9 protein-coding genes are annotated in these 15,118 nt (G+C 61.4%); 5 read left to right on the forward strand and 4 right to left on the reverse strand.

Annotated features, from left to right (window positions below; translation table 11 throughout):
• Positions 1-139 precede the first annotated feature (139 nt).
• Positions 140-1,222 (reverse strand): acyltransferase family protein, encoded by a 1,083-nt coding sequence (locus P3T40_RS38480; RefSeq protein WP_429272933.1) that lies wholly within the window; start codon positions 1,220-1,222, stop codon positions 140-142.
• Positions 1,223-1,625: 403 nt separating this feature from the next.
• On the opposite strand from P3T40_RS38480, the gene P3T40_RS38485 reads away from it, so the two are divergent.
• The 3 genes from P3T40_RS38485 to P3T40_RS38495 all read left to right on the forward strand — a co-directional run bounded on the left by P3T40_RS38485 (position 1,626) and on the right by P3T40_RS38495 (position 9,084).
• Entirely contained in the window at positions 1,626-8,123 is a 6,498-nt protein-coding gene (locus tag P3T40_RS38485; protein ID WP_429272934.1) for a DUF4214 domain-containing protein, read from the forward strand.
• 106 nt (positions 8,124-8,229) lie between these two features.
• A complete protein-coding gene (locus P3T40_RS38490; protein ID WP_429272935.1) occupies positions 8,230-8,427 on the forward strand; it encodes a DUF6447 family protein in 198 nt (65 codons plus the stop codon).
• Between the two features lie 42 nt (positions 8,428-8,469).
• Complete coding sequence (locus tag P3T40_RS38495) at positions 8,470-9,084, forward strand: TIGR02466 family protein (protein ID WP_429272936.1); 615 nt, start codon at positions 8,470-8,472, stop codon at positions 9,082-9,084.
• An 89-nt stretch (positions 9,085-9,173) separates the two neighbouring features.
• On the opposite strand, the gene P3T40_RS38500 is transcribed toward P3T40_RS38495, so the two are convergent.
• From P3T40_RS38500 to P3T40_RS38510, 3 genes are all read right to left on the reverse strand, one after another.
• A complete protein-coding gene (locus tag P3T40_RS38500; RefSeq protein ID WP_429272937.1) occupies positions 9,174-9,839 on the reverse strand; it encodes a Crp/Fnr family transcriptional regulator in 666 nt (221 codons plus the stop codon).
• A gap of 169 nt (positions 9,840-10,008) precedes the next feature.
• Positions 10,009-10,572, reverse strand: coding sequence for a BspC domain-containing protein (locus tag P3T40_RS38505; protein ID WP_429272938.1), 564 nt, complete (start codon positions 10,570-10,572; stop codon positions 10,009-10,011).
• A gap of 4 nt (positions 10,573-10,576) precedes the next feature.
• The gene (locus P3T40_RS38510) at positions 10,577-11,212 is read right to left on the reverse strand and encodes a DUF2968 domain-containing protein (RefSeq protein WP_429272939.1); all 636 of its coding nucleotides are present in this window, start codon (positions 11,210-11,212) and stop codon (positions 10,577-10,579) included.
• Positions 11,213-11,845: 633 nt separating this feature from the next.
• On the opposite strand from P3T40_RS38510, the gene P3T40_RS38515 reads away from it, so the two are divergent.
• Entirely contained in the window at positions 11,846-12,646 is an 801-nt protein-coding gene (locus tag P3T40_RS38515; protein WP_429272940.1) for a response regulator transcription factor, read from the forward strand.
• Positions 12,643-14,988, forward strand: coding sequence for a sensor histidine kinase (locus tag P3T40_RS38520; RefSeq protein ID WP_429272941.1), 2,346 nt, complete (start codon positions 12,643-12,645; stop codon positions 14,986-14,988). The genes P3T40_RS38515 and P3T40_RS38520 overlap by 4 nt, the downstream gene beginning before the upstream one ends.
• Positions 14,989-15,118 lie beyond the last annotated feature (130 nt).

The following is a 15,118-nucleotide window of genomic DNA, read 5'->3' on the forward strand; positions in this document are numbered from 1 at the left end:
GGTGAACTGGGGGGCGCACGCGGCGGATCCTGAAGGCATCGCCACCGCTGCGGCATTTCAACGTAATCTATCCGAGCCAGGCGAAGCGAGTTGTGCGGAGGCGCACATTCCTGCACGTTCCGTGAATAGATCAGCACGTCTAGTGATATCGCCCACGCATCAACAGCCAGGGACGCTCGATCGTCACGTAACTCAGCCGGGCAACTGCAAGACTGAGCGGCAACAGAACCAGCGTAGCGGCAGCGAGGCCGACGTGCCAATCCAGCCTTGCGAAAAAGGGCTCCGTGAAATGGGCGAACAGAAACAGCACGAGTCCGTGCAGCAGATAGAACGAGTAGCTGACCTCGCCGGCTGCGCTGAGCCGTGCGCTGATCCACCTGGGTAACGCCCCGCGCCAGCTCGAATACGCTACGATCACGCCGCCCCACATCAACGCCTCCAGCACACCCCATACCGCCCATACCGGCTGTTTCGGTTGCGGTAGCTGATAGCTGGCGTGGCGCGCGAGCAGGTCCAGCATCGTCACTGCGAGCGCCAGCGCGACGATGCTCCAGACGCCCGGCAGGCGCCGCTCGCGCAGCACCGGCGTACGTTGCACGAACATCGCGCACGCCATGCCGATCAGGAACTGATCGAAGCGCCCGAGGAGCGTCGAGTAATACATATGGGTGGACTGCGCGGTGACGAAATACGCGCCACACCGCAGCAGCAGCCACAACCCGATCAACCGCACCAGCCAGCCGATCCCGTACTGGATCGCAAAGCGGCCAAGGAACGGGAACACCATATAGAACGAAAACTCGATCGAGATGGTCCACGCGCCGCCCGTGATGAATGAATTCGAGGTTGGCGCTTCACCCAGATTCGAGAACAGCAAATAAAGGAAGTCGCCTGGCCGAAACGCATCCCGCCCAACCGATGTCGCAACGACGAACATCACGACGAATAAAGGGAAGATCCGGAGCAGCCTGTTTCGCATGAAGCCGCACCACTGAATGCCTGGCGCCGCGATAGCGATATTCATGAACAGATAGCCGGACAGCACGAAAAACAACCCGACGCCGCTGTGCCCTTCTACCAGCCAGCCCGCCAGAAAGGCGTTCGGATAGGCGTGCCAATGCCCGTAAAACACGTTAAAGGTATGGTAGAGAAAAACCAGCAGCGCCGCGCCGGCACGCAAGTGATCGAGACGGGGATCGAACGGAACGTTAGCTGAGCGCATGCAGGGATTTATGCCGTCTGCCGGGCAGCCGGCGGACACCCTGGGCAACGCGGCGAGGCCACAGCATAGACGTGCAATCGCAGCGCCGATGTGACGACGGTCACAAATCATGTTCGCCTGGCCAGCTATGCTCTGCGCGACCGGATTCATTTCGGACTGCCACCCTTCTTCGCTGCGGTGCTGCCACCCCTCCCTGCTCACCGTACGGACGACTATTTGCGATTTTGTGCGCGCCGTCACACAACGAGCACAAACACCCAATGAGAATCCCATGTGCGTTGTGAGTGCACGGCTACCGGCGCGGCTCAATGCCCGATGAACCACGTCACGATCACCGCATGAGGCTCCGCCGCATCACACACGTGTGTTGGTCAACGACCAGACTCTACTAGAGAGGATTTAAATGGCTGCATCACAATATTACGAACAGGTTCAAGAAGCGTACCTGGCCTACTACGGCCGTCCGGCGGACCCTGCGGGTCTGGCCTACTGGGCAGCCCAGCTGAACGCGGCGAATGGCAACATGAGCGCAATCATCAATGCGTTCGGCAATTCCGCCGAGTCGACCGCGCTGTATGGCGGTTCGAGTGTGGCGGCGCAGGTCAACGCGATCTACGAAACACTGTTTGGCCGCCAGGCGGATGTCGCCGGACTGAACTATTACGTCAACGGCATCAACAACGGGACGTTCACGCTCGCCTCGGTGGCGTTGAACATTTACAACGGCGCACAGGGCTCGGATGCGACGGAGCTGGCCGCGAAGCTGGCTTATGCGGATGCGTTCACCGATGCGGTGGGCCAGTCGACTGCGGCGCAGGTCGGTTACGTGGGGACGGTCGCCGCGAACACCGCGCGGGCCGCCGTCGCGGGCGTCGTGGATACGAATTCGGAAGCGTCAGCCATCGCTAGCCTGCCGGCGACGCTGGCCAACATTGACATCGGACCCGCCGTTTACCTGACTGCTGGCGCGGACAATATCACCGGTTCGAACATCGTCGGTTCGCTCACCCCGTACGCGGTGGACGGCGTAGGCCCGACACTGAACTACAACGACGTGATCGCCGGCACCAACGGCAGCACGAACAATACGCTGACGCTAAACGATGATTACGCGGAAGGCAACGACGTCATCCCGCTCGGCGCGAAGATCAGCAACATCCAGAACATCGTACTGCAGACGCAGGGTAACGCGGGCACCGACTACGACGACGACACAGGCACAGCATTTAATACTTCCGGCATTGCAGGTGTGCTGAACGTGACGGTGACCTCAGCAGGGAGCGGCGTGGACTTCGTCCAGGCAGCGGGCACTACCGCAGTTAACGTGACTCACCAGAGCTCGGCCGGAGAAGTAGTTGTTTTTGGCGGAAGCAGCGTCGATGTCACGTCGAATGGCAGCGACGGCGTACAGATCGGCAGCGTGAGCGTCGCTAACGTGGACCCGACGGGTGCGGTCACGGTCACCGAAACCGGCATCGGTGCCGACGTGTCGGTGTTTGGCGGCACGACCGTCAATGTCAATGACTCGGGCCCCTACGGAAACATCGTCGTGGGCGCGCCCGTCGTCCTCACGTCGTCCCCGGAACCGACCGGCGCCGTCACGGTGAATTCCACCGGTATCAGCACGAGCGTCGAGGTGTTCGGCGGCACAGACGTGACCGTCAATACGGTCGGCAGCGGCCTCGGAAGCAGCGCTGACGTCACTATCGGCGCGATCGGCCCCAATGAGCAGGTCTACGCACCGACCGGCAATGTGACCGTGAGCGTCAACGAAGCCACGGCGTATCAATACGACACCGCGACAGGAATCACAACGGGCTACGAGTCCGATGTATCGATCCTGGGCGGCGCCAACGTGTCAGTGACGACCAATGCGGGCAATGTGACCATTGGCGGTGACGATCTGAATGGCTCGAGCGAGGTGGCAATTGCAGGGCAGAACCCGACCGGCACCGTTAGCGTGACGGACACGAGCGATTACGGGGTCGTTACCGTCTACGGCGGCACGGACGTGACGGTCAACAGCGTCGGCGCGTACGGAAACGAGGGCGCTGCTGTCGTGATCGGCGCTTTCGCAGACAATGGGCAGGTGTTCGCACCGACCGGCAATGTGGTCGTAAACGTCAATCAAGCAACGGCGTATGAGGCAGAGAACCTGTCGAGCTTCGAGTCCGATGTCTCGATCCTCGGCGGCGCCAACGTAACGGTAACGACCAATGCGGGTGATGTGACCATCGGCGACAATGCCCCCAACGCCACGGATACGGGCGCTCTTGCCGGGCAGAACCCGACCGGCGTAGTCAAGGTCACGGACACCAGCGATCTCGGCAACGTGGTCGTCTATGGCGGCACGAACGTCACGGTCAACGCCGCTGGCGGCTATGTCCAGGTCGGCTCGTACGACTACAACGAGGGAGACCCGTACGTGACGGCGCCGACCGGCACAGTCACCGTGACTGACACAGGTCCCGTTACTGACAGCTATTCCGGCGGTGTTAACGTCATTGGCGGCACCGACGTCAGCGTGACGACCAATGTGGGTAGCGTCAAGGTCGGCACCTACTCAGGTATCGCGGGCTCGGAGCCGACCGGCACGGTGGATGTGACGGACACCTCGGCTGGCAGAGTCGTGGTTGATGGTGGCACGGACGTGACTGTCAGTTCTGCCGGCGGCTCAGTCCAGATCGGCACCGGCACGATATCGACCAATCCGACGGGCAACGTGTCGGTGACGGAATCGGCCATCGAAACCGGCGGCTGGGGCGAATACAAGCATCGCTCGAACGTGAACGTCGCGGGCGGCGTGAACGTCACGGTGAACACGACCGGCGGCGATGTGCGGGTCGGCACGACGGCCACCGCGGTCACCGGCGCAGTATCGATTAACGATACGTTCGTCGGCTCCAATGCGGACAGCTTCCATGTGGAAGGCGGCACGACCGTCTCGATCACAACCACGGCCACCAGCGGGGACATTACCGTCGGCGCCGTCAATCCGGCAGACATCCTGAATACCGACGGCACGGGTCTCGCCAATGCCGCCGACTTTGCGTCGGGCAACGTAACGATCGTCGACGAATCCGTCGCCGGTACCTCGGCGGCCGGTTCGTCGAACGTGTACGGAACCGGCAACGTGACGGTCAACACGGACGGCGCGCAGTCGGTGTCGATCACGGGCGGCAGTTCTGTTTCGGTTACCGACGTCGAGACGACGGCGGCGACGGGTGGCGCGAACATTGGCCAAGCAATCGGCACGAGCACGCTCGCGACGGTTTCGCTCGATGGCGTAAGCGGCGACGCGAATATCACCAGCGATGCGCTGAGCAGCCTGACGGTCACCGACAGCGCCCGCGGTAGCGCAACGGACGTCACCGTAACGGAAACGCCGACACACGCATTGTCGCTGACGCTGGGCAACGACGCCTGGGGCACGAGCATCACGGACGAAACCGCGACCAGCATCACGATCACCACGACGGGCACCGCCGCCAGTGACTTTGTGTTGAACGCGGCCGACGCAACCTCGTTGACGTTCGACAATGATGCGGCGGTCTCGCTGAACGGCGGCGAGTCGTCGATCTCCGCTGTGACGACCATCGTAGCAACGGGTAGCGGCGCACTGTCTCTCGGCAACCTTTCGGACGACAGCAGCCTCACCTCGATCAACGCGAGCGCCTCGTCGGGCGCAGTGAGCGTCACGCTCGATCCGAACACGACGAGTTTCCTCGGCGGCAGCGGCAACGACACGGTAACGCTGGATGACGCCCCAACCGGTACCGAAAGCATCATTGGCGGCTCCGGCAACAACACCCTGGTGGTCAACTACGAGGGTGAAGGGTCGCTCGCGAACATCGCAGGATTCCAGACCCTGGAGGTCGGCAGGGACGGCTCGGGCACGTTCGACGTGGCAGGCTTCACGAGCCTCGTGGTTGGTCATGGTAGCGGTGACGTGACCTTCGCGGACGTCGTCGCCGGAACAGGACTCGACATTACGGGCTCGCATTTCGGTACGGTTAGCTATGTGGAGGGGGAGGGCACCTTTTCGGCCACCACGGCACTGTCGCTGACGCTTGGCACTGATGACTCGTCGACGACCTGGTCGGCACCGGTCAGGGCAACCGTCGTGGCCTCGGGTCTCGATAACATCGACATCGACAGCGAAGGCTTTGCCGCAGCGGGTACGAACCAGCTGACGATCGGCGATTCGGCCGCGCAGACCATCACGATCACGGGCGACCGGTCCGTCTCGGTGACACTGGATGACAACTCCGGTAGTAACACCCAGACATCGACGGTAGGCGGCAGCGAAGTCACGACCATCAATGCTTCGGGGTCGACCGGCGCAGTCAACCTGACCGGTGTGGCGCTCGCCGCAAGCGGCGCGACGATCATCGGCGGTGCCGGCGTGCTGACGGCCCACGGGGTGGAGGTTCCCGCTTCGCTCGATGTCGCGCAGGTGGACACGGTGACCATCGCCCGCGGGCTCTACCTAAACTCCGTCTCAATAACGATCGACGGCCAAACCTTTACCGAGGCCACCACCCTCAATGAATCGGCAGAGACTATTGCGGCGGATCTGGTGGGACAAATCGGCACAATGGATGGTGTCACGGCCGCACTTGGGGCCGCGCATAACGGCAGCTACACGATTACCTTGACCGCCGACACAGCGGGTATCGGCTTCACCAGCAGCGTGTCATCTACCTACCCGTTGAACGTCGGGATCGGCGAAGCACCTACGACAGCCAATGGCGACGCGGCGGCTCAGTTGGGATCCCAAGCAGTCGATTCGATCACAACCGGATCCGGCGGCGGCGTGATCACGATCGGGCAAGGCGGGAGCTGGGTAGAGGGTTCATACACCGGCGGTCCTTACGGCAACGGCATTTACGGCGTCGGTAGCGAAACCGTGAATCTAAGCGCCTCCACGAACGTGGTCGATACCATCGTCGTGAACGACGGCGCTGTGTCGACCTTCAACGGGACGGCGGGCGGCATCACCGGCTTCCAGATCACGGCGAACGCCAGCACGAGCGATGAGTTGACGTTTGGTGAGCAGAAGACGGTACTGGCCAACGTCGCGGCGGCGACTCATGTATCGAGTCTGGGCGACTTTAACGCAGCCGTAGCAGTCCTCGATCCGACCGGTACGTTGAAAACGGTTCTCGCCAACCTGGACTACACCGTGTCCAACGGCGTGATCACGTTTAGCGGAACGGGTGGTCACCTGCTATCGGACTTCACGGTCACTCAGCTGATCAGCGCGGCTGAAATCATTGTCAACAGTGGCGAAAGCCAGGTGGCAACGTTCTCGGCAGGTGGCAACACCTATGTCGTGACGGATGACGCTGGGGCGACGCTGGCGACCGGCGGCGGCGGCAATCTCGACTCGATCACCGAACTGATCGGCGTGACGGGCGTGCAAGGCTTCGGCTCGACTGCCGCAGCGAACACGATCGTGGCGACGGACGTGACGAATCAGATCGCGAACTCATCCGATAGCGGCACGGTGAGCGGCGCCGCGGTCTACGATGAAACCGGCTTTTCGCACGCGGCTCTCGTCAGTGACGCAGGCCAGACGGCGGGCACGACGTCGACAGCGTTCAACAACCTCGCGGCCTCGGCGCAGCTGGATATCAGCGCCACGGGCGATCTGGGCCAGGTGACGACGACGCAGCTCGGCGCATCGGGATCCAACAGCCTGACGCTGAGCTTCACGGGCAACGAGGGCGGCACAACGCTGGATACGTTGACGGTGACGGGCGACAACGCGCTGGTGATCCATGCGAATGCGGTCGGCGAAGGCCAGAGCTTCGGCTCCCTAGGCCAATTCCAGCAGATCATTGGGACGCTGGTGGATGCGACGAACACCGTGACGAACATCACGGTCGACGGCACTACCAACATCGCGATTGGCGGCATCTCGGATACGGCGCTGACCACGTTCGATGCGAGCAGCCTGACTGGCGGCCTTTACCTGTCGGCAAACCAAAACGGCCTGACGATCAAGGGCGCGCTGGGTGGAGACATAATCTCTGCCAACGGCACCGGCGACACCATCACGGTCGGCGATGCCACGCACTCGATCTCCAGCGACGTATACGTCTCGGCGACTGGGAATGGCGACACCATTACGCTGACGCACGAGTGGTCCAGTGGCACCAGCGGGGTTCTGGCGACGGGGAATGGCAACGTCATCAGTGTCGACGCAGGTACCAACTACATCGGCGGCTCGGCCGTGGACGAAACGCTGGCATCCTCGCTCGGCAACGGCGATACCATCAACCTGGCGTCAGGCGGTAACGACACCTTGTGGGTAGGTAGCAATTCGACCGTGAACATCGGCTCGGCCACCACTGGTCTTTACGGTTCCGCCAACGTCATCGTGACAGGCGACGTGACGGGTACGGGCTCCTCAGGCCAGTATGCGCTGACCGTCATCAACCTCAACGGTGCCAACCTGCCAGATTCAAACGGCACGCTCGATATCACGTTCAATAACGTCTCAGCAACAACTGGCCATGCTCTGCTGAACGAGGCATTCGCGGGCGGCTGGGCTGCCGGTTCGCAAGTGAACGTCGCCTCGGCCACGTCGCTGGCCAACGCGCTGGATATCGCTGCGACGCAAGCGGCGGTTCTGGACAGCCAGCACGGCGCTGCCAACACGTCGGTGGTCAACGGCGTACTGGTGCAAAACGCAGGCACCGGGCTGGTGGACTACTTCCAGTACGGCGGCAACACGTACGTCGTGGAAGCGATCAACAGCTCGAACGCGGCAGCCGCCCACACCGGCCTCGGCGCAGGCGACGTCGTGGTTGAACTGACGGGTCAGGTGAACATCGGCGCGATCGGCTCGTTCAGCGGCCACCAGCTGCAGTTGACGGTTGGGCACCCGGCATAACGTATCGCTAGGCTGTCACTGGCTGTAATCGCTGAACCAACCCCGCCCCTCACGAGGGGGCGGGGTTTTTTAATCGACCTTGAGTCCCTTGAGTCAGGAAGTCCAGATGGCCCGAATCACGATTGACGGCGTACCTTACGAGGTGGATGCCTTGAACGATACCGTCCGGCAGCAGCTTGCAAACGTTCACACCGCCGACGCCGAGATCCAGCGATTGCGATCGCTGCTCGCCATCGCGTCAACCGCCCGTGCAGCTTATGCCGACGCGCTCAGGAACGCGCTGCCGCCACCACCGTCCCATTGACCGGCCCGATTAACGCTCACTGGCAAGATGCCGTTCACACCCATGAATGTTTCCGTTCAGCATACCGACCTGTTCCCGACACGCCTGTGGATCTTCGATCTGGTGGAGTTGGCGCCACATTTTCCAGCATGGCGCACGGCGCTGGCACGCCTGCGCGAGCAGTCGCCCAGCCCTGCCGGACGCTCCAATCGCGGTGGCTGGAATAGCGACAAGAAAATTTTTGACGATCCGCTGTTTGCGGCGTTGCGTGCGACGTCCCAGCGAGCCTTCAGTCATGCCTTCCTGCAAACCGACCCGAAGGCAAACTTCAGTTTCCGCGTGGAGGCCTGGGCCAACATTCACGATTCCGGTGGCTATAACCTGTATCATCTGCACCAGAACGTACTGTTGTCCGGCTGCTTCTATCTGAGCACGCCAGAAGGGTCAGGGGACCTGGTTTTACGCGATCCGCGACCCGGCGTACAACTCTCGCCGTTTACCGGTAAGGGCGCCAATGCCAACCAGCTCGCCCGCGTCGCCCCGCGTGCGGGCATGCTGGTGGTGTTTCCCAACTGGCTGGAACATGCCGTGGATCCCAACAACGCGCCGAGCGCGCGCGTATCCATCGCGATGAATGCGCTATCCGCGCCTGCGGCCGCCGCGCTGGCACCACAGTGACCCATGAGAATCCGGACAGGCCCACGCCTGCCGAGGCAGCATACTCTCGACCCTCGCGAGGCTGTACGCCAGACGGCGTACGCCGCGCGTCATCGAGCGGCCAGCGTCCGCAGCGTGTTGCGGTCGAGGATGCGGATCCGCCGGCCCTCTTTTGCGATGGTGCCGCGGTGCTCGAGTGATTTCAGCACGCGCGAGACGGTTTCACGGCTGACTTTCGCCATAGCGGCAATAGCCGACTGGTCCGGGAGTTCGATCAGCGGCGATTCGTCTATTTCCGAGTCTTCGATCGCCGACTCAATAACCGCCGAGATCCGTGCGTCGGCGCGCGATAGACCCTGCACGGCGTGACGTTTGACGAGATGGATCAGCAGGGTCGCCATCGCGTTGTTCAACGCACGTGCAATGTCCGGCTCATTGAGCAGTTGCCGGGCATAGGGTCGGCTAAAAAGCACCACTGTGCTCTTCCTGACGGCCACCATATTCGCTTGAAGCGACGAATCCTGAAGAATCGACGCCTCGCCACCCGATTGCCCGGAATTGATTACGCGTACCGGTACTTCCCTCCCGTCTTCAGAGAGGATGAAGGTCCGTAATTGTCCTGATATGACGAGGACAAGCGGCGATAGCGTGTCACCCTGAAAACAGATGTAGTCGCCAGCCGCAAACTCCAAGATACGAGCGGCTTCGCTAGCTCTTTTTATCACGTCGTCGCTAGCCAGAGCGAAAAGAGCCTGCTCTTTCAGGAGGAGTGCCAACTGAACTCGGCTTATGGTCATGGCACCACCTTCAGGAAGGCGATATCGCGTGCCAGGTTTAACAATTGTTTCATTTTTTCCCCGTTGAAACATTTGTATCGGGCAGTCTCTGCATCCGGCTCTCGGCGAGCTGCCCTTCGTTATGTATGCCGCGCGTCCATGCCGCGTCTTATCTGTGAAGCGGCTCCACAATGACGTCACTGGCCGCACCTGCGTCATTTTCCGGCTGATCCATGCCGTCGTCCTGCGGCTTGCGCCAATCAGGCGGTAGCGGCGACTTGCTCCAGCTAAAGGCCAGCATGAACATCCCGTCGCCGCCCCCGTCTTCGTAACCGCAGCGGAACTTCAGTGCCTGCGGTGTCGCGGTTCTGGAGTTGCGTATAGCCAGCCCGACGACGCTCACGATCGTGTCCACCTTGACCTGCTGCTTCGACCGGTCAAATCGCTCGTTCCACGACGGTATGACAGACGAGTGTGCAGAGTCGAACGCGTTGGCCGGAAACTGCACCCCGCCAAAAGCCGGCAAGGTCCGCATCACAAAATCGGCGTGCGCCGCGCAATCGGCAACCAGCGGGTACGCCCCGCCCTCTATAACGAACGTCTTGACGAGTTCGTTATGGCGCTCCAGGTCGCTGCCTCGCGCACTCAGGGAGTGGGCTATCGACAACACAACCAGAACACCGCCGGCAAATGTGGCCCGCCATTGCCGCAGCATCCCCTGCACCTCCTGCATCGGTTTACGTCTTCTTCAAATGGGAAGACTTTGCCTTACCCTGCACCGCCCTGATGTGCCGCAGACGCTTCCTTGTCGAATCGGCGGTATGCGCCCCCAAAAGACTGGCGTTCTCGACCTGCATCACCTGCACCTTGCGCTGCGCGCTGACGAGTGCCGCCTGCGCGCTGGTCTCCTCCTGCTGAAGCGTCGTGACCTGCCTCGCGGTGTCGGTCTGCAGCGCTACCGAGCGTTCGCTCTGAGCTCGATCGATGTCGGAATCCGCCTGCAGTTGCGCCTGATGCGCCTGGGTTTGCGCCAGTTCCCGCTCGATGCTCGCGGCACGCGCCTCGAGTTCGACGCGCTGCTGATTCCCCTGCGACAGCCGCAGCGTACGCTGCACGAATTCCGCGTAGATGGCTTCAGCGCGTTTCGCACTGGGCGTGTCGACCACGAGCCAATAATTGTTCTGCTGCAACAACGCCACGTAATACGTCAGGCCTTCGCCGTAAAACAGCAATTGCGCCTGATAGTCCGTCGCCGACGACGATCGCAGTTCAGTCAGCTTGCCTTGTGCATTCAACGCAGTCAGAGTCGCAACGTTGCCGCCGGGGGCCGATGCATTCTCTGGCTCCAGGCCGGCGGGACTAGACGCGGCCATGGCTACGTTTGCTGTCTCTGTAGTTGCGCTCTGCGCGTGAGCCACTTGCACGCTTGCTGCTGCATTTAAAACAACGAACACAAGCGAGTAAACCCTACGTAACTTATATGCCATGTATGGTGAGCTATTAACCAATAAAACTTTCCACGGCCTTAATTCGCGCAACCAGTACGGCCTGCATGCTGCACAGGCCGCAACTGCTCCCTAATCGCGTTGGTGCGTGGTCTCCATGAAAATCAGGCTGCGAATCCCCCGATATCGCACGACCGGGCCGGGAGCGCCGGGTCGAACGACATGAATTGCACCCTATACGTTAGACAAGTTACCTGACGGGGTTCATACGGACGAGGCTCGACCTTTGCCAAAATGCATCAAGCATTTGCCAGAAGGAAAAATATTTTGCAATCGTTTGCATCTTGTCTTTCCAGACACATGCATAGCATCCTGGGATGCTTGCATGCGCATTCTCCCGGTTACGGGCAGGTGCCTTGCCCCGCCTGCGCGTTAATGTGTCTTTCTCGCCGATCAAACAGATGAAACCTTGTCGCAAATGGACAAAACCTTTCCCCGTAAAGAAATCCATTCGTGCGGGGGTCGCGCGAGGAAGGTAAAACCATAAGAATGCGGGTTATGATGAACATCGGCTCCACGGTTCCCTATACCCGGCAATTGCGCGGGCTGCGCGTGCTGATCGTCGACGACAATCACGAAGACCGCATGTTGTTGCTGGATTTTCTCGGGCAGCAAGGTTGCCGCGTATATGTCGCCGACGACGGCCACGACGGCTATCGCAAGGCACAAACCGTCCTGCCGGAACTGATCCTGATGGACATCGCGATGCCGGTTTGCGACGGTCTCGTCGCGTGCCGCCGGATCAAGGCCGATCCGGCAACCCGCGCGATCCCGCTGATCTTCCTGACGGCTGCCGCGTTGCCGCACGAACGGGTGGAAGGTTTGACGGCGGGCGCTATCGATTACGTCACCAAGCCCTTCGATTTCGAAGAGGTGCGTCTGCGGCTCTCCATTCATTTGAAATCAGGTCCGGAAGCCAACAGCGATACCGTACTGCCGGACGCGCATCCGAACGGCACGTCAAATACACTCGACACCGTGCTGGTTCGCGCCGCACGCAAGCTCTTGCTGGCACACCTCGACGACACACCGGAACTCGCCGCGCTGGCCCAGGCCGTCGGCACCAATTCGCGCCGGCTGAACCTTGCATTCAAACGGTGCGTCGGTGTGACCGTGTTCGATTTCCTACGCGAAGAACGCATGAAGGAAGCGCGCAGGCTTCTGTCTGAAACGTCGCTCGACGTGCAATCCATCGCCAAAGCGCTCGGCTACGGAAGCGGCGCCAACTTTTCGACCGCTTTTCGCGAGCGGTTCGGCCAGTCTCCACGCCACCTCCGGCGAACCCCGGAAATGAGTGCATGAACGCAGGTGGCAGGGCGCTGGAACATCCGGTGGCGCTCGACTCGCGAAGATGCATGGTGCTTCGGGCGCTTGCATTGCTCGTCCTGTTCCTGCTTTTTCCGTGCAGCGGCCCGTGCACGGCCGCTTCGCCCGAACCAGGCGTGGACCTCTCCGCGGTCTCTTCGCGCTTGCGGCTCATATCGCGACTGTCGCTTCTAGAGGACAGGAGCGCGCAACTCGACCTAGCCGCTGCGCTTACCAGCCGCGGTTGGCAAACGGCTACGCCACAGACGCTCAACCAGGGCCATACATGTGCCGCGCTATGGCTAAAAGGGACGCTGTATAACGGCGGCACGACGCCGGTGACGCGGTGGCTCTCGGTTGGCGCTCTGCGGCTGGAGGATATCCGCTACTATCGCCTCGACACCGACGCGCCTGTAGCGAGCGAGACGTGGCTCGCAGGCAACCGCATGCCTATCGACAGTCGTTCCGTCAGAGCCGCGCTGTCGACTTTTCCGGTCACACTTTCGCCTGGTCAGCGAATTCGTTTCATGCTGAGAATCGAGAGCCGCTCCGCGGTCGGAATCAACGTCAGCGTGTGGACACCCGCCGGATTTAGCGAAGCCGAGCAACGGGCTTCGATGATCGAAATGCTGCTGGCCGGCTCGATGCTGACGATCGCCCTCTATGCGCTGATTTTGGGCTCCGTTCTGCGCGACCGCGTGTTCCTGCTGCTCGCACTCAGTATCTGCGTCGAGATGGTCTATGAGTTGGCATTCCAGGGCTACCTGTACCGTTATGTCGTGCCCGAAGGCGGTGCACTGGTCCTGCGGGTGCCAAGTATCAGCGGCAGCGCGACGACGGCCGTGTTCGCTGCGACGGTGATGGCCTTCTCGGGAATCGGGCGCATCGCGTACTGGAAGTGGATCTATCGCGCGCTGATCGGAGTGATGTGCATCTGCTGCGTGTGGAACGCGTTCGGCGACTACCGAACGAGTTCGAGCGTCTCGATCGTCGCAGTCTTTGTGTGCAACACGGTGTGGGTTGTCTCGATGCTCGACGGCTGGCGCCGCGGCTTCGCCAATGCGCGTTTGCTCCTGCTGTCGTTCGCGCCCGGTTGCGCGACATTCTTTTTGCGCTTCGCCGTCGCCCACGGCGCGTTATCCGAGAAATGGCTGACCGGCTCAAGCGCAGCCTGGGATAATCTTCCTATCGTACTAATGACGCTCCTGATCATCGGCGGACGTTCGCGCCAGGTACAGCGGGCCCAGCAGCAGGCGCAAGGGGAAATGCTCGAGGCTCGCGCACGCGAACAGGACCGCCTCGAGCAGGCCGTCGGCGAACGGACCCATGCATTGCAAGCGGCGCTAATTGCGGCCGATGAAGCGAACCGGGCGAAAGCCGATTTTCTCGCGCGAGTCAGCCACGATTTGCGTACCCCCCTGACTTCGATCATCGGCTTTGCTGATCTTGTGCAGGCCGCAGGCGGCGAAGACGCCGACCGTGGCCGCATCATTCGCCGCAGCGCCAACCATATGCTCGCGATGGTGAACGATCTGATCGACTATGCGGGTGGCGCCAACCCCAATGTACTGAGACCCGAGCCCACCTACATCCATGCGCTGCTCGATTCGATCGCACATGACGCCACCACGCTCGCCAGCAAACGGGGTAACCGTTTTATTCTGGAGATTCGCAGCGAACTGCCGCCCATCCTGGATCTGGACAGCAAGCGCATTCTGCAGGTGCTAGACAATCTGATCGACAATGCCGCCAAGTTCACGCAAAACGGCATCATCGAACTATCAGTCGAATGCCGTCCGGACCTCGCGCAAATTCGTTCCGTCATCCTGATGTTCGCGGTCAGCGACACCGGCTGTGGCATCGCGCAAGCAGATCATGAGCGCATCTTCGAACCGTTCCTGCGGCTCGACACGGCGCGACACCAGCCCGGCGTCGGCCTCGGACTGGCCATCGTCAAACAATGGATCTCGCACATGAATGGCACGTTGGCGATCGAAAGCGCGCCCGGTGCCGGCACCACGGTTCGCGTATCTCTTGCGGCCCGGCCCGTGGAGGAAGCCGCGGTGGGGCAACCGTATGTTGCGGACACGGCGAACGTGCCTGTCGTCGCGGTATCGAACACGCCGCAGGACGGTGATCAGCCGCTAGTCCGGCCATCGGTGCAGGCTCTAAGCGAGGCGCAGCAGCTGATCGGGTTTGGCGCGATCTCGGATCTGATCGACTGGGCGGAAAACATTGCTATTCACGAACCGCAATGCGCGGCGTTCGCCCGGAAGGCGCGACGCCTTGCCGGTCTCGGCGACCTAAGCGGACTGGAAGTGATTTGCCGTACTTACTAACCAGTGCATAAATAAGCGAACATAGATTGACGCTGTGTTCTAAGCTTTAAGGAGCTTGGGGAGAGGCGCAATGCGGGAAGACGACGGCCGACAGCTTTCACATGCAACGCTTGAAGAGATCCGCATTCGC

Source organism: Paraburkholderia sp. EB58 (assembly GCF_050436665.1).
In the GTDB taxonomy this organism is placed as follows: Bacteria; Pseudomonadota; Gammaproteobacteria; order Burkholderiales; family Burkholderiaceae; genus Paraburkholderia.